Below are 17663 nucleotides of genomic sequence, written 5' to 3'. Positions count from 1 at the left end.
GCCTACCCGCCGAGGGCGGCGCGATAGGCCGGCGCGAGGCGCAGGCCGAGGGGCACGGCGGAGCGCGGCGGCGGCTCGCGCACGCACTCGCTGAAAAACGCCATCGTGTCGAAGATGACGGCCTCGGTGAAGGGCTTGGCGATGACGCCGGCGGCCCCTTCGAACCCCTCCGGCAGATGCTGGGCGTTGGCGGTGACGAAGACCAGCACCATGGCGGCATCGGCCCGCAGCGCCCGGACGATGTCGATGCCGGACGAGCCGCCGCGCAGCTGAAGGTCGACGAAGACGAGGTCCGGGCGCACGTCACGGGCGATCCCGATCGCCTCGTCCGCGGTCGCCGCGGTGCCGACGACGAGGTGGCCGGCATCCTCGACGAGGAATTCCAGCTGCATGAGGATGAGTGCTTCGTCTTCCGCGATCAGGACCCGGAGAGGTTCGCTCACGTGCTGTCCTTCGCGCCCGGCGATTCGCGCGGGAGGCGAATATCGATCGAGGTCCCGGGATGTCCCGGTTGCCAAGCGATACTGGCATTCAGCTGGCGGGCCAAGCTCTCGATCAGGCGCTTGCCGAAGGACCGCGTACCCACGACCTCCTGGGGCATGCCGATGCCGTCGTCGATGATCCGGATGCCGAAGTAGCGCCCGTCGGGCTGGACGCGGATCGAGAGGCGGCCGGGGCGGTTGTCGGGGAAGGCGTGCTTGAGAGCGTTGGTGATGAGTTCGTTCATCATCAGCGCCACCGGGGGCGCCTTCTCCACCGGCACCTCTACGGGTTCGAGGTCGAGGTGCAGGCTGATCTCCGAGCGGCCGGATCCGCGCACGAGGTCGGTGGCGAGCTCGCGGGCGAACTCGGCGACGTCGAAGCGCTCGACGTCGTGGGACTGGTAGAGCCTCTTGTGCACCGTCCCGAGCGCCTCGACCCGGGTCAGCATCGACTTCATCGCGTCCCGCGCCGTGGGATCGGAGATGCTCCGGGTCTGCATGGTGAGGAGGGAGGCCACCATCTGGAGGTTGTTCTTCACCCGGTGGTCGACCTCGTGCACGAGCATGGTCTTGGCCGCCAGGGCATCGGAGAGTTCGCGCGTCCGCTTGGCGACTTCGCGCTCGAAATGCTCCTTCTCGTTCTGCGTCCGCATCTGCGCGTCGACCCGGTCGGTGACGTCGAGCTGCGAGGCGAAGAAGTAGTGCAGGTCACCGCCCTTGGTGACGACCGGGCTCATGTACAGGGCGTTCCAGAACGGGCTGCCATCCTTGCGGTAGTTCAGGATGTCGACGGCGATGTCGCGCCGGGCATTTACGGCCTCGCGGAGCTGCTGGATCGCATTCGGATCCGTGTCCGCGCCCTGCAGGAAGCGGCAGTTGCGGCCCATGATCTCGTCGCGCTCGTACCCGGTGAGGCGCAGGAAGGCGTCGTTGACGAAGACGATCGGGTTGTCGTCCCGGCGCGGATCCGTGACGATCATGGGCATGCGGGTCGCCCGGATGGCGGCGGCGAAGGGGTCGCCCTTGCCGTCCTCGACCATCAGGTCGTCCGTCATGTGCCACGCGTCGTCTCGTTCCATCGCCTCTGCCTCCTCCTCGTGCCACCGACCTGCGGGGCCGCCCCGCCCACGCCGACATCGTCAGGACCATCGGCGGCACGTGCGGCCGGCGCGGCTGGCCTGCGCGGGCGCGACCGGTCGGCTGGAGCAGGTGTCGTGAGGTGTGTGGGATGTCGGGCCGTGACCGTGACGGTCAACCGTCACCGTATGGTGCTCCAACGGACGTGTGCCCGGGAAGTTCATTTGATGCCGCAGCCGACCGCGCAGCGCCGGGATGCCTACACGCTTTCGCGAGTCCGGGCGAGATCGGCCCGATTGCTGCGCGAATGACACACCGGTGCGACGTCGGGAAGCGTAGCCGGAACACGGGAACGGCCAAGCTCGTTTTTCATGCTAGGGTCGCGTAGGGGTCGGGCTCCGGAATCTTGGCAGTGAACATGTCGAACATGCGTCGTCTCCGATGGAGCCGGGGGCTCTTGGCCCTCGTCGCCCTCGGCCAGCTCGCGGCCTGCGGCACCACCCCGCGCACGCCCTACACGGCGAGCGAGGCCGCCGCCGCGGTCCTGCCCGGGCTGGATCCGAATGTCCGCGCCTACGCGGACGCCTCGGAGAAGACCTTCACCGAGATGTCGGCGCGGCCTCAGAACAGCAAGGTGCCGTTCGCCTACCTTGCCCTGTCGGGCGGTGGCGGCGACGGGGCCTATGGCGCCGGCCTCCTCAACGGCTGGACCGAATCGGGCAAGCGCCCGGAATTCTCCCTGGTCTCCGGCGTCTCCACGGGTGCCCTCATCGCCCCCTTCGCCTTCGTGGGCCCGGAATACGACGCCTACCTGAAGGACATCTACACCAGCGGCGTCGCCTCGACGCTGGTGCAGTCGCCGAGCTTCGCCAACGTGCTGTTCGGCTCGGGCCTGTTCGGGGACGGGCGCCTGCGCGATCTCGTGCGCCGGTACGTGACGCCGGACCTTCTGGCCGCGGTCGCGGCCCAGCACGCCAAGGGCCGTCGTCTCCTCGTGGTGACGACGAACCTCGACGCCCAGCGCGCCGTGATCTGGAACATGGGCGCCATCGCCACCAGCGGCGGCCCGGCCGCGCTCGACCTGTTCACCGACGTGCTCACCGCCTCGGCCAGCATCCCGGCGGTGTTCCCGCCGCAGCTCATCGACGTCCAGGCGGCGCAGCGCACCTTCCAGGAGATGCATGTCGACGGCTCGGTGGTGACGCCGGTCTTCACCCTGCCGCAGTCGTTCCTGCTGCGCGACGGCCGGTTCAAGGCGGGCGCCAAGTCGGACATCTACGTCATCATCAACGGGCGCCTGGAGCCGGAATTCGACCTCGCCCAGAACAACACGCTCTCGATCGTCGAGCGCTCGTTCACGACGGCCAGCCGCGCCCGCAGCCGCGCCACCCTGGCCTCGACCTACGCCTTCACGCGCTCCAACGGCATCGGCTTCAACCTCGCCTATATCGACGAATCCGCGCCCAACACCTCCACGGCCCGCGGCTTCGACACGGGCTACATGCGCAGCCTGTACGAGACCGGCTACCAGACCGGGCGCTCCGGCAGCTTCTGGCACAGGAACGTGCCGGTGGCGCCGCTGGTGAAGGCCTCCGTGGTCGCCGCGCAGTAGGGCCGCCTCCGGCTGGCGCGGCCGGGAGGGCGCGTGGGGCGAGGGGGCCGGTTGCACCGGGCGCCCCTCGCGCCGGATGGTGCGGTGCGGTAGGGTCCGGGACGCGTCCGGGTCCGTCCGGTGCCCGCACCCCCGACGAGCCCCAGCATGATCCAGATCGAAGACCTGACGTTCAGCGCCTGGGGCCGGCGCTTCTTCGATCGCGCCAGCGTCGCGGTTCCGCCGGGCTCGAAGGTCGGGCTCGTCGGCCGCAACGGCGTCGGCAAGTCGACCCTGTTCAAGATCATCCTCGGTGAGTTGCAGCCGGACGGCGGCGCCATCCTGCTGCCGAAGACCGCCCGCGTCGCCTCCGTCGACCAGGAGCATCCCGCGACTCCCGTCAGCCTGATCGACACGATCCTGGCCGCCGACGTGGAGCGCGAGGCCCTGAACGCCGAACTCGAGACCGCCGCACCCGAGCGCATGGGCGAGATCTACGGCCGCCTCATCGAGATCGACGCCGACCGGGCGCCGGCCCGGGCCGGCGAGATCCTGGCCGGTCTCGGTTTCTCCGTCGAGGACCTGGCCCGGCCGATGGCGGAGTTCTCCGGCGGCTGGCGCATGCGCGTGGCGCTCGCCGCCGCGCTCTTCGCCGAGCCGGACATGCTGCTCCTCGACGAGCCGACCAACTACCTCGACCTGGAGGGCGCTCTCTGGCTGGAGGCGCGGCTCAAGCGCTATCCCCATTCGGCCCTGATCATCAGCCACGACCGCGAATTGCTGAACAACTCGGTGGACGCAATCCTGCACGTGGCCGGGGGCAAGCTCGAACTCTACACGGGCGGCTACGACGATTTCGAGAAGCGCCGGGCCGAGAAGGCCCGTCTGCAAGCCTCGACCAAGCAGAAGCAGGAGGCCGAGCGGGCGCATCTCCAGAGCTTCATCGACCGGTTCAAGGCCAAGGCCTCGAAGGCCGCACAGGCCCAGTCCCGCGTCAAGCGCCTCGCCAAGCTGGAGCCGATCGCCACGACCATCGAGGAGCACGTGGCCCCGTTCCATCTGCCTTCGCCGAAGCGCCCGCTCGCCCCGCCCCTGATGCATCTCACCGACGCCACCATCGCGTATGGCGACGACGCGCCGGTACTGCGCGACCTCAACCTGACTCTCGACGTCGACGACCGCATCGGCCTGCTGGGCGTCAACGGTGCGGGCAAGTCGACCTTCGCCAAGATGGCAGCGGGCGCGCTTCAGGTGCGCGACGGCCGGATGGTGCGGGAAGGCCGGGTGCAGGTCGGCTGGTTCCACCAGCACCAGATCGAGGCCCTCGATCCCAAGGACACGCCGCTGGCGATCATCCGGCGCGAGCGGCCCGACGACAGCGAATCGGCCCGGCGCGCCAAGCTCGCGAGCTTCGGGCTGGCCTTCGACAAGCAGGAGACGACGGTGGACGCGCTGTCGGGCGGCGAGCGGGCGCGGCTGCTCCTCAACCTCGTGGCGATGCAGGCGCCGCACCTGCTGATCCTCGACGAACCGACCAACCACCTCGACATCGACAGCCGGCGGGCGCTCCTCGACGCGCTCAACGATTACGGCGGGGCGGTCATCCTCATCACCCACGACCGCTCGCTGATGGAGCTGGTGGCGGATCGCCTCTGGCTGGCGGCCGACAACACGGTCAAGCCCTTCGCCGGAGACATGGACGACTACGCGAAATTCGTGCTCGACCGGACCCGTGCCGGCCAGCGGGCGCCCGGACAGGGACGCGAGAAGAAACAGAAGCGCCGGGCCGCCTGAGCCGCCCGGCCTCCAAACCTCACTTACGCAGGATCTTAGTCACGAGGCGGCCGAGCGGCGTGCCGGAATCGTAGTTGCGGTCGTCGCGGACCACGGGACGGTCCTCGTTGCCGAGGAGCTTGGTGACGATGCGTCCGATCAGGCTCATGGGTGGACCCTCTGGCTGTGTGGGGCGCCGGGCGAGCCGGGCTCGCGGCCCGCGAAATGGCGCAGCTTGCCCTTTAACCCGCAGGGGTCGGTCCCCGTTCCCTCGACCGACGCCTCGTGTGCGGTGCCGTATCAAGCCTGTCATGAATCCGTGATCTAAGCCGGGCGGTATTTCGGCAGGGACGGGGCTTCCACATGGACAGCGCGCAGCGAGCGGCGGAGGTCGAGGCGATCCGTCGGGAAGTCGCCGACGACTTCGACGAGGAACTCGAACTCGAGATGGAGGACGAGCGCCTGGAGCGTCTGGCCGACGAGCTCGGTCAGCCCGCCCGTCCGCCCGGCCTCGACCGCAAGGTCTATTTCCGCGAGCTGTTCCGCCTGCAGCACGATCTGGTGCGCCTCCAGGACTGGGTCCAGGCGCACAAGCTGCGCGTCGTAGTGATCTTCGAGGGGCGCGACTCCGCCGGCAAGGGCGGCGTGATCAAGCGCATCACCCAGCGGCTCAACCCGCGCGTCTGCCGCGTCGCGGCGCTGCCGGCGCCGAGCGAGCGCGAGCGCACGCAATGGTATTTCCAGCGCTACGTCACCCACCTGCCGGCCGGCGGTGAGATCGTGCTGTTCGACCGCTCCTGGTACAACCGCGCCGGCGTCGAGCGCGTGATGGGCTTCTGCTCGCCCGACGAGGTCGAGGAGTTCTTCCGCTCGGTGCCCGAGTTCGAGCGCATGCTGACCCGCTCCGGGATCATCGTGCTGAAGTACTGGTTCTCGATCACCGACGAGGAGCAGGAATTCCGCTTCCACATGCGCATCCACGACCCCCTGAAGCAGTGGAAGCTCTCGCCGATGGACGTGCAGTCCCGCCGCCGCTGGGAGGACTACACCAAGGCCAAGGAGGACATGCTCGCCCGGACCCATATCCCGGAGGCCCCGTGGTGGGTGGTCGAGGCCGTGGACAAGAAGCGCGCCCGCCTGAACTGCATCAGCCATCTCCTGACGCAGATCCCCTACGGCGACGTCGAGCATCCGCCCGTGCACCTGCCGGACCGCGAGCGCCACGACGCCTACACCCGCCACCCGGTGCCGCCCGAGATGTTCGTCCCCTCGGTGTTCTGAGACCGGGGAGGGCGTAGGCCGGCCGCTTGCTCCGGCCGGCCCCGATGGGCGAGAGGGAGGGATACGCTTCCGTGCCTCGCACCCAGGAACCTGGCATGACCCAGACCGACGAGCTCCTCTTCACGGTCGAGGGCGGCATCGCCCGCCTCACCCTCAACCGGCCGCAGGCGCGCAATGCGCTCACCTTCGGCATGTATCAGGGCTTGATCGATGCCTGCGCGCGCATCGAAGCGGACGGGGGCGTCAAAGCCGTGATCGTCACGGGGGCGGGCGACAGGGCCTTCGCGGCCGGCACCGACATCGCCCAGTTCCGGAGCTTTGCGAGCGCACAGGACGCGATCGACTACGAGCGCTTCATGGACCGGGTGATGGGCGCTCTGGAGCGCCTGTCCGTCCCGACGATCGCGGCCATCGCGGGCGCTTGCACCGGCGGGGGCGCGGCCATCGCCGCCACCTGCGACCTGCGGATCGCGACCGGTGATGCCAAGCTCGGATTTCCGATCGCCCGGACCCTGGGCAACTGTCTCTCGCTCGGCAACCTGCGCCGCCTCTCGGCCCTGATCGGCCCGGCGCGGGTCAAGGACATGATCTTCACCGCCCGCCTCGTCGGGGCCGAGGAGGCCCTGGCCATCGGTCTCGTCGGCGAGGTGGTGGCCGACGCGGAGGCCCTGGCCCTCCGCGCCACGGAGCTCGCAACCCTGGTGGCCGGCCACGCGCCGCTGACGCTCAGGGCGACCAAGGAGGGCCTGCGCCGCCTCCAGATCGAGGACGAGACGGGCGAGGAGCGTCCCGGCGATGACCTCATCCGCCTCTGCTACACCAGCGCGGATTTCCGGGAGGGCATGGAGGCGTTCCTCGCCAAGCGCCCGCCGAACTGGACGGGGCGCTAGCGCCTAGTCCAACGCCGCCACCTTGATCGCGTCGCCCTCGAGCCGGACCTGGGCGGGCAGCCCGCGCTGGACCGGGCCGAGGTCGTCGGCTGTGCGGTAGAGGCCATCGATGGCGATGAGCTCGGGCTCGAAGCGACGGCAGGTGATGCGCGCCTCCGGGTTGCCCGCCGCCCCCGCGATCGCCCGGCCGCGCAGGGCGCCGTAGACGTGGAGCGAGCCGCCCGCGATCACCTCGGCGCCGGAGGCCACCGAGCCCATCACGGTGATGTCGCCCTCGAGATGCAGGATGGTCTGGCCGGAGCGCACCGGTGCATCGAGGATCAGAGAGCGGAAAGGGGCCGGCGCGGACGGCACTACGGGCGCATCCGGCCCGGCGTCCGGTGTCGCCTCCGGCGCCGGGACCGCGTCGACCGGACGCCCCCCCGCCGGAGGCGGCGGCAGACCAGGTCCGAGCTGCCCCGGATCCGCGCCCTCGATGCCCATCACGGCGACGTCCCGGGCGGCGAGATCGGCCACCAGGGCGACGAAGGCCTCCCGCTCGAGCCCGAGCCCGGCCACGTCGAGGATGACGGGCCGCCCGACGAAGAAGGCCGGCGAGCGCCGCGCCAGCGCGTCGAGGTCGTCGAGCCAGTCCGAAACGGGCAGCACCGGGGCGAGCACCAGAGCCATGAACGAGCGGCCGCGGAAGCGGATCGGGGGACGTGGGGAGCTGGAGGTCACGATCGGGTGTCTTGTTCTCGGGCGGTGTTCGCGGGAAGCGGGCGCTGGCCGTCACCTTATCCTAACCCGCGTTCCGGGTGCACAGGGCGCGACCTGCGGCCCGTCAACACGATTTCCGCCGGACCGCCGGCATAGGGACATCCAGCATAGGGACATCCAAAGGGTGTCCGGGGCTCGACGAAGTCGCAGGCAATCCGCCGCGTGCCGCGGCCGAATTGGAATGATTCCATAACATAGCGTTTGCGAGCCCAAGACCAGGATCGCTATAGCGGGGCGATCCCCGTGAGATCGGGGGCCGGTCCGGCAGGTTGTCCCGGTAGGAACTGCCGATTCTGCCTGCCATTGTGGGGCTCGTCTCCGCCCTCGTCTCGCCCGCGCTCGTCTCGAAGGTGTTGCCCGTGACGGATGTTTCCAGTCTTCCCGACAGGGTCCGCCTGCGACGAGGCTGGCGCTACCGCTCGGAGGTGGCCGCGCGCGTCGGGCTGGCGGCTTTCGGGGGTTATGCGCTGGCGGCGCTCGCGACCGCCTTCCTGTCCCTGACCCTCCCGATGGTGCGCTCGGAGGCGGTGGCCACCGCGACCCTGATCAGCTTCGCCATCCTGGCCGGCGCCGTGATCTGGGTCTTCGCCGCCCGCACCCTGCTGCTTGCCGCCTTGGGCCTCGGGCTTCCGATCGCGCTGCTGGGCCTCGGCCTTTGGCTCGCCTTCGATGGCGCTTCGATGGGGCCGCCCGCATGAGGCAGGGTTTTCGCCAGTCCATGGCCTGGCTTCACACCTGGGCCGGGCTCGTCACCGGGTGGGTGATGTTCGCCGTCTTCCTCACCGGCACCGCCACCTATTACCGCACCGACATCTCGCTCTGGATGCGCCCGGAGCTCCGCGCCGGCTCCACCGATTCCGTCCCGGCCGCCGAGCGGGGCGTCGCCTACCTGAAGGCCCATGCACCGAGAGCGATGGCCTGGTACGTCTCGGTGCCGCAGCCGGACCGGCCGGTGATCGGCGTCTACTGGATGGACAGCCTCGAGGCGCCCCTCGGCCAGGCCCTGCTCGACGTCGAGTCGGGCGCGCCCACCCGGGCGCGGGACACCCAGGGCGGCGACTTCTTCTACCGCTTCCACTACGAGCTCCAGATGATGCCGACGCTCGGCCGCTGGATCGTCGGTGCCGCCGCGCTGATCCTCTTCGTCGCTCTGATCTCCGGCATCGTCACGCACCGGCGCATCTTCGCCGACTTCTTCACCTTCCGGCGGGACAAGTCGGCCCAGCGCGGCTGGCTCGACGCGCACAACGTCACCGGCGTGCTCGCCCTGCCGTTCCACCTGATGATCACCTATACGGGGATCGTCACCCTCGGCGTGATGTACATGCCCTGGGGCGTGTCGGCGGCCTACAAGGGCGACGAGCTGCGCTTCTACGTCGAGGCGGCCCAGACCACGACCTGGCGCGCGGGCGCGGGCCGGCCCGCCGAGGCGCTGCCGCTGGCGCCGCTCCTGGCCCGGGCCCAGCGCGAGGTGGCCGAGCCCCTCGAGATGGTCATCGTGAACAATCCGGGCGACGCCAACGCGACGGTGGTCGCCGTCTTCGAGGAGCCCCACGGGCTGGCGCACCAGCACCCGCAGGTCGCCTTCGACGCGGTCTCCGGCGCGGTCGTCGAGCGGGTGGGCACGCTGAAGCCGGCCGCCCGCGTCTTCACCAGCTTCATGGGCCTCCACGAGGCGCATTTCGCCAGCTCCGCCCTGCGGGCGCTGTTCTTCCTCTGCGGCCTGCTCGGCGCGGCCACCATCGCCACGGGCCTCGTGCTCTGGACCGTCGCCCGGGCGCCCAAGGCGGGCGAGGCGCCGGGCTTCGGCCTGCGCCTGGTGCGCGGCCTCAACATCGGCACGGTCCTCGGGCTGCCCATCGGCATGGCGGCGTTCTTCCTCGGCAACCGCTTGCTGCCCGTCGACCTCGCCCACCGGGCGACCTGGGAGGGCGCCGTGTTCTTCGGCGCCTGGGCGCTCGCCGCTCTCGTGCCCCTGGTTCGCCCGCACCGCCGGGCCTGGACCGAGATGGGCCTCGCCGCGGGCCTCCTCTTCGGGATCGTCCCGGTGGTGGGCGCCCTGACGACGGATCGCGGCCTCGACTTCCTGGCCTTCGACGCCGCCATGCTGGGGCTGGGCCTCGCCCTCGCCCTCGGGGCGCGCAAGGTTTCCCACTATGAGGCCCGCCGGCAAGCCGCGAAGGCCGCGCGCCCCGGCCCGGCCCGGGTGACCGAAGGTCTCGTCGAAGCATGACGCCGCTCTCCATCGCCCTCAACCTCGCCCTGAGCTTCGCCGGGCTCGCCGCCCTCTGCCTCGCCATGGACCGCCACCACCGGACGATCGTGGGGCGTGGCCAGAGCCGGGCCCGCGCCCGGGCGCTGCGCCTCGCCGGCTGGGCCGCCATCGCGGCCTCCTTCGCGGCGGCTGTCGTGACCGCGGACTGGAACTTCGGCCCGGTGCAGTGGATCGGCTCGCTCACCGGCGCGGCGCTCCTCGTGGTCGCACTGGTCTCCTACCGCCCGGCCTGGATCCGCCCGGCGGCCCTCCTGGCCCTGCCGCTGGCCCTCGCGGCGGCGCTGCTCGCCTGAACGCCCCGGCGTCGCTATCCTCGGCGCAGACGCTGCCCGCGCAGGAGAGCCGATGCCCCTCGATCCCGCCCTTGCCGCCCGCATCGCCGAGGCCGTCGCGGCGGGATTTCCCGAGCAGGTCGCCTACACCCAGGCCCTGGTGCGGTTCGGCTCGACGCGCGGTGCCGAGCACGCGATCCAGGACTTCGTCTTCCGAGCCTTCCGCGCCCGCGGCTACGCCCTTGACCGCTTCATCATGGACGGGGCCGCCCTTGCCGCCCATCCGGGCGCGGCGGCGATGTCCGAGACGCATTCGCAGGCGCCCCTCGTCGTCGGCATCCACCGGCCCCGGATCGAGACGGGGCGCTCGCTGATCCTCCAGGCTCATGTCGACGTCGTGCCGCCCGGCCCCGCCGACCTCTGGACCCACCCGCCCTTCGAACCCGTCATCGACGGCGACTGGATGTACGGACGCGGCGCCGCCGACATGAAGGCTGGCCACGCCGCCAACCTGTTCGCCCTCGACGCATTGGCCAGGATCGGCCTGCAGCCGGCCGCCACCGTCACCCTGCAATCCGTGGTCGAGGAGGAATCCACCGGCAACGGCGCCCTGATGACCCACCTGCGCGGCTACCGCGCCGACGCCGTGCTGATCCCCGAGCCCGAGGACGAGAAGCTCGTGCGCGCCAATGTCGGCGTGCTCTGGTTCACCGTCGAGGTCCGCGGCCGCCCGGTCCATGTCCGCGAGATGGGCGCCGGCGCCAACGCGATCGACGCCAGCTACCGGGTGATCGGCGCCCTCCGGGCCCTCGAGGCGCGCTGGAACGCCGAGAAGGCGGCCCATCCCCACTTCGCCGACCAGCCCGACGCCATCAACCTCAATGTCGGCCGGATCGAAGGCGGCGACTGGGCCTCGTCGGTACCGGCCTGGTGCCGGATCGACTGCCGCATCGCCCTCTATCCGGGCCTCTCGGCCCGGGAGGCCGCCCGCGCGGTCGAGCAGGCGATCACCGATTTCGCCCGGGACGACGCCTTCCTGTCGAACACGCCGCCCCGTATCGCCTTCAACGGCTTCTTTTCCGAAGGCTACGTTCTGGCGGAGGGGTCGGAGGCCGAGGCGGTGCTCGGCCGTGCGCACCGGACCGCGACGGGGACGGAGCTGCAGAGCTTCATGTCGCCGAGCTACCTCGATACCCGGGTCTACGCCCTCTACGACCGGGTGCCGGCGCTGTGCTACGGACCGATCAGCCAGAACATCCACGGCTTCGACGAGCGGGTCAGCCTCGCTTCCGTGCAGCGGACCACCACCGCGATGGCGCTGTTCATCGCCGAATGGTGCGGGACGGAGAGCCGGGACGCCGGCTGACCCGGGGGCAGCCGCGACATTGTGAGGAATGGCGATGTGGATGGCCACGGCGAAGCCTTGCTGAACCGCGGGGCTACGCTAACCCTCTCCCCCGTGACACATTCGCGTATCCGCTCCCTCGCCGCGCCGCCCGGCGTCCTGCGCAAGCCGCTGCTCCTGTCGGCGTTTCTTCCGCTTCTCCCGGGACTCGCCGCCGGTGGTGCGGGCGCGCAGACCACCGACACGAGCTGCTACGTCACCGGTGGCGGCACCCTGGAGATTTGCCGCGGAAGCGAGGCCGAGGGGGTGTTCTTCGCGCCCCGGGCCTGTGAATCCGCCAGCGGCGTGCAGGTCGTCCGCACGACGCCCGGCACCGGTCCGCTCCAGGCGGTGTACCAGGCCGAGACCCCGTCGGCGGCCGGAAAATCCCGGCGCGCCGAGGCCGCCGAGTCTTGTGCGCCGCGGCGAGCCACCGATCCCCTCGACGGCGGTTCGGTCCGCTCCGGTGCGATGCCGGAGCAACTGGCCACCACGATGCCGCCGACCCAGGGACGCCTGTGGGAGATGGCCCGCGAGGTCGCCCGCAGCCAGGAGGGCCGCCGAGAGCGTGGCCGTCGCGGCCGTCGCCGGGCCGAGGTGTCGCCGCCGCACGAACCGGCCGGCGAGGGTGTCGCGGCCCGTCACCCGATGACGGTGTCCGGACGCGCCTGGGGCGGAGACGCCTATAGCTACGTGTTCTTCCTCGCGGCGGTGCCCACGGAGGCGGGCAACCGGCACGCGCTGCTCCAGGCCCAGACGCTGGACTTCACCAGCTTCGACATCCGCGGCCGCACCGAGGCGGGGACGGTCTGGACGCCGTTCGGCGGTGACCGTGCGGAGGGGCGCTCCCGCCGCGGCCGGTCCCGGCCGCCCGAGGCGCCCAGCCCCAGCGCCGTCCTCGACGAGACCGGGGCGGCGATCATTGGCAACTGCGCCGGCCAGGGCTTCGACCGCACCGATCTGGTCGGCGCGATCAGCGTGGTCGATCAGGTCTACCACTACCACTACACCGACGTGCTGCCCTCCGACTGCAACGAGCCGGTGGCGACGCGGCGCATGGGCCTCTACCTGCGCACCAGCCGCGACCTCGCCGCCGACCGCGTCTGGTCGCCGGCCCGCACCATCGTGGAGCCGCTGCCGGCCCAGAGCCTGGTGCGGGTGGCCAAGGCACGGGACATGGACCGGTGGGTCGCGGCCTATCGCTGCAACCGCCCCGCCAACACCATGGACGGACCCGTCGCCGACATCTGCGTGCAATACACCGCCGACCTCGCGCCCGGCTCCCTCGCGGCCCTGACCTGGTTCTCGGAGCCGCAGGCGATCATGCGCTCCACCGCCTATCTGGGCCTGCGCTCGGGCGGCGACGGGTCGGGCCGATTCGGGCGCAGCCAGCACTTCTGGATGACCGACCGCTTCGGCAATCTCGCGACCCCGACGAACTACCGCGCCAAGGCCGGCTTCCTGACCTGGCTCGACCGCCTGGCGCCGGGACCGGGCGGCGCGAACGCGTCCAGCGTGTTCGGCCGCCCGGTCTACTGGGCGACCTGGTCCGTCCGGCCGGTGGCGCCGAAGTAGCGCCTCAGGCCCGGGCCGGGGCCAGCATCGCCCCCGCCTCCGCCGTCGGCGCGTCCGTTCCGGTTTCCCTCTCGGCATCCATCTCGCCCTGCCACTGGGCGACGGCCGCCGTGGCGAGGCCGTTGCCGAGGACGTTGGTGACGGTGCGGCCCATGTCGAGGATCTGGTCGACACCCATGATCAGCAGGATGCCGGCGGCCGGCAGTCCGAACATCGGCACGGTCGCGGCCACCACCACGAGGGAGGCGCGCGGCACACCGGCGATACCCTTGCTCGTCACCATCATGACGAGGAGCATGGTGAACTGCTCGGCCACGCCGAGATGGATGCCGAAGGCCTGGGCGATGAAGAGCGCCGCCATCGCCTGGTACATCATCGAGCCGTCGAGGTTGAGCGAGTAGCCGAGCGGCAGCACGAAGCCGGTGACGCGGGGGCGCACGCCGAATTTCTCCAGCACCTCGACGGTGCGGGGGAAGGCGGCCTCGCTCGAGGCGGTGGAGAACGCCAGGATCATCGGCGCACGCAGGAGATCCAAGAGGCGCACCACCCGGTTGCCGAGGACGAGCCAGCCGGCGCCGATCAGGATCACCCAGAGGACCGCCAGGCCGAGGTAGAACGCGCCGATGAACTTGCCGTAGTCGATGAGGACGCCGAGGCCCTGGACGGTGATCACCGCCGCGATCGCGGCGAAGACCGCCAGGGGTGCCAGCCGCATCACCGCGTCCGTGACGGCGAACATCACGCGGGCGAGGCCGTCGATCATGTGCACCATCGGATCGGCGTAGCGCCGGTCGATCACGCTGAGGCCGGAGCCGAAGAAGATCGAGAACACCAGGATCTGCAGCACCTCGTTGGTCGCCATGGCGGAGACGATGCTGGTCGGGAACACGTGGGTGAGGAAGTCGCGCAGATTGAGCGAGGCGGCCTTCAGCCCGGTCTGCGTGCCGGCATCCGGCAGCGGCAGGGCGAGCCCGGCGCCGGGCTGGAACAGGTTCGCCACGAGGAAGCCGAGGGTCAGCGACACCACGGAGGCGGTGAGGAACCAGCCCATGGCCATGGCGGCGACCCGTCCGACGGAGCGGGTGTCGCCGAAGCTCGCGATGCCCGACACGATCGTGGCGAAGACCAGGGGCGCGATGATCATCTTGATCAGGCGCAGGAAGATGTCGGTGCAGAGGGTGAGGTAGCCGGCGATCTCCTTGGCTTCCGCCGGCCCCGCCGCCATCCCGTGCAGGATCGCCCCGACGAGGATTCCGAGCACGAGGCCGAGGCCCGTGTAGAGGGTCAGGCGGCCGGGTTTCTTGCCGTCCGCCTTGGTGTCGCCGTGGGTCATGGTGTGCCTCCCGAGGTTTGATTGGCGCGCGTCATCGAGGCGCTTGGATTCGAGGTCTCGTCGCGGGTCATGGCGTGACCCGAGGTGTCGAGCTTGACGGTACGCGGCTCTCCTCCCCGGTGGATCTCGGACCTGTCCGAGATCGACCGGGCGTGCGGGGCGCCGTTGGAAGCGAGGGCGGTCGGGTGGCCCTGACGGTGCGAAAGCTGGAGGAGCCACGCCCGGCCCCTCCGCGCGAGGGGGGTGGGGAGGTCCGCACGATCACCGAAGGCGTCTGGCTCAGGCCGCTGCGAAGGCCTGCGGTCGCGTCAGGCGGTCCGGCTGGAGCACGGCGTCGAGCTGCGCCTGGGCCATCAGGCCCCTCTCGAGGACGAGCTCGTAGACCCCGCGCCCGGTGGCATGGGCCTCCAGGGCCACGGCGGTGGCGTTGCGATAGCCGATATAGGGGTTGAGGGCGGTGACGATGCCGATCGATTGCTCGACGCTGGCCCGCAGGCGCTCGCGGTTGGCGGTGATGCCCTGGATGCAGTGGACGTCGAGGGTGATGCAGGCCGCGCGCAGGTGCGTGAGGCTGTTGAACAGGCTGTAGGCGATGACCGGTTCGAAGGCGTTGAGTTGGAGCTGGCCGGCCTCGGCCGCGAAGGTGATGGTCACGTCGTTGCCGATGACCTCGAAGGCGACCTGGTTGACCACCTCGGGGATCACCGGGTTGACCTTGCCGGGCATGATCGAGGAGCCCGCCTGGCGCGCCGGCAGGTTGATCTCGTTGAAGCCGGCCCGCGGGCCGCTGGAGAGGAGCCGCAGGTCGTTGCAGGTCTTCGACAGCTTGACGGCCACCCGCTTGAGCACGCCCGAGAGTTGCACGAAGGCGCCGCAATCCTGGGTCGCCTCGACGAGATCCTCGGCGGTCTGGAGAGGGATGCCGGTGATCTCGGACAGGCGCGCGCAGACGAGGGCGGCGTAGAGGGGATGTGCGGTGATGCCGGTGCCGATGGCGGTGGCGCCCATGTTGATCTCGCGGATCAGCAGCGCCGCTTCCCCCAGCCGGGCCTCGTCCTCGCGCAGCATCAGTGCGTAGGTGCCGAATTCCTGGCCCAGGGTCATCGGTACCGCGTCCTGCAGCTGGGTGCGGCCCATCTTCAGGATGTCGGCGAACTCGGTCGCCTTGGCGGCGAAGCTGCCGCGCAGGGCCGCCATCGCCTCGATCAGCCGGCGGATGGCGCCGGTGGCGGCGATCTTCAGGGCGGTCGGGTACACGTCGTTGGTGCTCTGGCCCATGTTGACGTGCTCGTTCGGGTGCAGGTGCTCGTAGGCGCCGCGCCCGTGGCCGAGGATCTCCAGCGCCCGGTTGGCGATGACCTCGTTGGCATTCATGTTGGTGGAGGTGCCGGCCCCGCCCTGGATCAGGTCCACCACGAACTGGTCGTGCAGGGCGCCGGCGCGGATCTCCTCGCAGGCCGCCACGATGGCGTCCGTGCGGGCCGCGTCGAGGAGGCCGAGCTCGCGGTTGGCCAGCGCCGCGGCCTGCTTGATCGCCGCGAGCGCGTTGATGAGGTCCGGGCAGTCGGCCAGGGTCCGGCCGGTGATCGCGAAGTTCTCGACCGCCCGGAGGGTGTGGACGCCGTAATAGGCCCCCTGCGGCACCTCCCGGTCGCCCAGAAGGTCGTGCTCGGTGCGGGTCGGATGGTCGGTCACGGCTCTCTCCTGGTGTCCGGCTGCGATCGGCGTGCTCGGCGGGAAACGGCCACGCGGACGCGTCGGCGCAGCCGCGCGGGCGGCTTCGCCTGGGGTCTTCGTGGAAGGTCGGGATGTGTCGCGCCCGGGGTTCGCGGCGGGGCGGCTGCGGCTCGGTGCGCCGCCGAGGAGGGCAGTAGTCCCGTGCCTTCGCGGACGCCAATGCTAGTTTCGACCGAGTTTATTCCTGCAATGCATAGTTTGGCTCATCGAGGGCGGCGGCGGCCCAGACCGCATCGAGGAAGGGCCGGGCGCGCTCGGCGCTGCGGTAGAGCCGGATCTCCATCAGCATCTCGGAACTGACCACTTCCAGGGCACCGGCGGCGATCTCGCCCGCCACCAGGCTGACGGGGAGCCAGGCCACGCCGTGGCCGGCCAGCGCCATGGAGCGCAGGGCCTCGGCCATGGAATTCTCGTTCGTGTGAATGGGGTAGGTGACCGGCGCGCCTTCCCTGGACTGGGCGATGGCGGCCAGGAGACCGAGGAAGGAGCCGCGCGAATACTGCAGCAGCGGCAGCCGGCCGTCTCGGTCGGGCGGGAGGCCGTCCGGAGCGGCCACCGCCACGAGGCTGTCGCGCCCGATGACCCGATGCGGGTATCGCTCCGGATCGAGGGGCATCGGGATGCCCGGATGGTGATAGGTCAGCAGCAGGTCGTAGCCGCCCTCCACCAGGGCCTGGACGCAGATGTTGAAGTTGTCGGGCAGGACCCGGCTCGCCATGGGCCCCACCGCCTCGCGGATGCCGTTCAGCCAGCGGGGCAGGACGGACAGGCAGAGGGAGTGGAGCGCCGCGATCGTCACCACCGGCAGGCTCGAGCGCTCGCTCCGGTTGCGGAAGTCGGTGCGGCTGAGGGTGAGGAGGCGGAGGACCTCCTCGGCGGTCTCAAGGAACTGGCGGCCATCCGCCGTGAGGGTGATCGGGTAGGTGCTGCGGTCGAGGAGCACGGTGCCGAGCCAGACCTCCAGGGAGCGGATGCGCCGGCTGAAGGCCGATTGCGTGACGAAGCGCGCTTCGGCCGAGCGCGAGAAGCTGCGGGTCTCGGCGAGGCTGATGAAGTCCTCGATCCACTTGAGTTCCATCGTCGTCCTTCGGCGCCGCCCCCTGCCGCTCCGGAAACCGGCCGCGAACTCTCGCATCCAGGCGCGCGAACCGGCAAGGTGGAGGCCGCTCCGACGCCGTCCGGCCGATCGGTCCGTCCCTTGCTGGGTGCCACGGCCTTGATGCCCCGAGAGAAT

The 17663-nt window shown here is 70.6% G+C and carries 16 protein-coding genes; 9 read left to right on the top strand and 7 right to left on the bottom strand.

Going from position 1 to position 17663, the window contains the following annotated elements:
• Positions 1–2 precede the first annotated feature (2 nt).
• Both ASF49_RS09580 and ASF49_RS24720 read right to left on the bottom strand, forming a co-directional pair.
• Complete coding sequence (locus ASF49_RS09580) at positions 3–443, bottom strand: response regulator (RefSeq protein ID WP_056471336.1); 441 nt, start codon at positions 441–443, stop codon at positions 3–5.
• Positions 440–1561 (bottom strand): histidine kinase dimerization/phosphoacceptor domain -containing protein, encoded by a 1122-nt coding sequence (locus ASF49_RS24720; RefSeq protein WP_056471333.1) that lies wholly within the window; start codon positions 1559–1561, stop codon positions 440–442. Before ASF49_RS24720 ends, ASF49_RS09580 begins: the two co-directional genes overlap by 4 nt.
• Positions 1562–1977: 416 nt before the next feature.
• Between ASF49_RS24720 and ASF49_RS09570 the strand changes: the two genes are divergently transcribed.
• Positions 1978–3171, top strand: coding sequence for a patatin-like phospholipase family protein (locus ASF49_RS09570; RefSeq protein WP_056471330.1), 1194 nt, complete (start codon positions 1978–1980; stop codon positions 3169–3171).
• A gap of 147 nt (positions 3172–3318) precedes the next feature.
• Complete coding sequence (locus ASF49_RS09565; RefSeq protein WP_056471327.1) at positions 3319–4944, top strand: ABC-F family ATP-binding cassette domain-containing protein; 1626 nt, start codon at positions 3319–3321, stop codon at positions 4942–4944.
• Positions 4945–4963: 19 nt separating this feature from the next.
• Here ASF49_RS09565 and ASF49_RS09560 read toward each other — a convergent pair whose 3' ends face one another.
• Positions 4964–5092 carry a hypothetical protein gene (locus ASF49_RS09560; protein WP_055945825.1) on the bottom strand — a complete coding sequence of 43 codons (129 nt, stop codon included), beginning with the start codon at positions 5090–5092 and terminating at the stop codon, positions 4964–4966.
• A gap of 194 nt (positions 5093–5286) precedes the next feature.
• Here ASF49_RS09560 and ppk2 point away from each other — a divergent pair, with 194 nt between their 5' ends.
• Both ppk2 and ASF49_RS09550 read left to right on the top strand, forming a co-directional pair.
• On the top strand, positions 5287–6204 hold the full coding sequence (gene ppk2, locus ASF49_RS09555) for a polyphosphate kinase 2 (RefSeq protein ID WP_056471324.1): 918 nt from the start codon (positions 5287–5289) through the stop codon (positions 6202–6204).
• Positions 6205–6299: 95 nt separating this feature from the next.
• Positions 6300–7094, top strand: coding sequence for an enoyl-CoA hydratase/isomerase family protein (locus tag ASF49_RS09550; protein ID WP_056471316.1), 795 nt, complete (start codon positions 6300–6302; stop codon positions 7092–7094).
• 3 nt (positions 7095–7097) lie between these two features.
• Here ASF49_RS09550 and minC read toward each other — a convergent pair whose 3' ends face one another.
• Positions 7098–7763: a septum site-determining protein MinC gene (gene minC, locus ASF49_RS09545; RefSeq protein ID WP_056471313.1), complete on the bottom strand. Its 666-nt coding sequence runs from the start codon at positions 7761–7763 to the stop codon at positions 7098–7100.
• A gap of 485 nt (positions 7764–8248) precedes the next feature.
• Here minC and ASF49_RS09540 point away from each other — a divergent pair, with 485 nt between their 5' ends.
• The 5 genes from ASF49_RS09540 to ASF49_RS09520 all read left to right on the top strand — a co-directional run bounded on the left by ASF49_RS09540 (position 8249) and on the right by ASF49_RS09520 (position 13359).
• Positions 8249–8551 carry a hypothetical protein gene (locus tag ASF49_RS09540; RefSeq protein WP_056472610.1) on the top strand — a complete coding sequence of 101 codons (303 nt, stop codon included), beginning with the start codon at positions 8249–8251 and terminating at the stop codon, positions 8549–8551.
• Positions 8548–10086, top strand: a complete 1539-nt coding sequence (locus ASF49_RS09535; RefSeq protein WP_082511074.1) for a PepSY-associated TM helix domain-containing protein — start codon at positions 8548–8550, stop codon at positions 10084–10086. The genes ASF49_RS09540 and ASF49_RS09535 overlap by 4 nt, the downstream gene beginning before the upstream one ends.
• The gene (locus ASF49_RS09530; protein ID WP_056471306.1) at positions 10083–10421 is read left to right on the top strand and encodes a DUF3325 domain-containing protein; all 339 of its coding nucleotides are present in this window, start codon (positions 10083–10085) and stop codon (positions 10419–10421) included. Before ASF49_RS09535 ends, ASF49_RS09530 begins: the two co-directional genes overlap by 4 nt.
• 52 nt (positions 10422–10473) lie before the next feature.
• Complete coding sequence (locus ASF49_RS09525; protein ID WP_056471302.1) at positions 10474–11766, top strand: ArgE/DapE family deacylase; 1293 nt, start codon at positions 10474–10476, stop codon at positions 11764–11766.
• 93 nt (positions 11767–11859) lie between these two features.
• Positions 11860–13359, top strand: a complete 1500-nt coding sequence (locus ASF49_RS09520) for a hypothetical protein (RefSeq protein WP_243214541.1) — start codon at positions 11860–11862, stop codon at positions 13357–13359.
• A gap of 4 nt (positions 13360–13363) precedes the next feature.
• Here ASF49_RS09520 and ASF49_RS09515 read toward each other — a convergent pair whose 3' ends face one another.
• From ASF49_RS09515 to ASF49_RS09505, 3 genes are all read right to left on the bottom strand, one after another.
• Positions 13364–14692 carry a dicarboxylate/amino acid:cation symporter gene (locus ASF49_RS09515; protein WP_056471299.1) on the bottom strand — a complete coding sequence of 443 codons (1329 nt, stop codon included), beginning with the start codon at positions 14690–14692 and terminating at the stop codon, positions 13364–13366.
• Between the two features lie 279 nt (positions 14693–14971).
• Positions 14972–16387 (bottom strand): aspartate ammonia-lyase, encoded by a 1416-nt coding sequence (gene aspA, locus ASF49_RS09510; protein ID WP_056471296.1) that lies wholly within the window; start codon positions 16385–16387, stop codon positions 14972–14974.
• Between the two features lie 220 nt (positions 16388–16607).
• A complete protein-coding gene (locus ASF49_RS09505; RefSeq protein ID WP_056471294.1) occupies positions 16608–17507 on the bottom strand; it encodes a LysR family transcriptional regulator in 900 nt (299 codons plus the stop codon).
• Positions 17508–17663 lie beyond the last annotated feature (156 nt).

The organism is Methylobacterium sp. Leaf104, assembly GCF_001422885.1.
In the GTDB taxonomy this organism is placed as follows: Bacteria; Pseudomonadota; Alphaproteobacteria; order Rhizobiales; family Beijerinckiaceae; genus Methylobacterium.
This window is presented reverse-complemented; position numbering and strand designations above follow the sequence as displayed.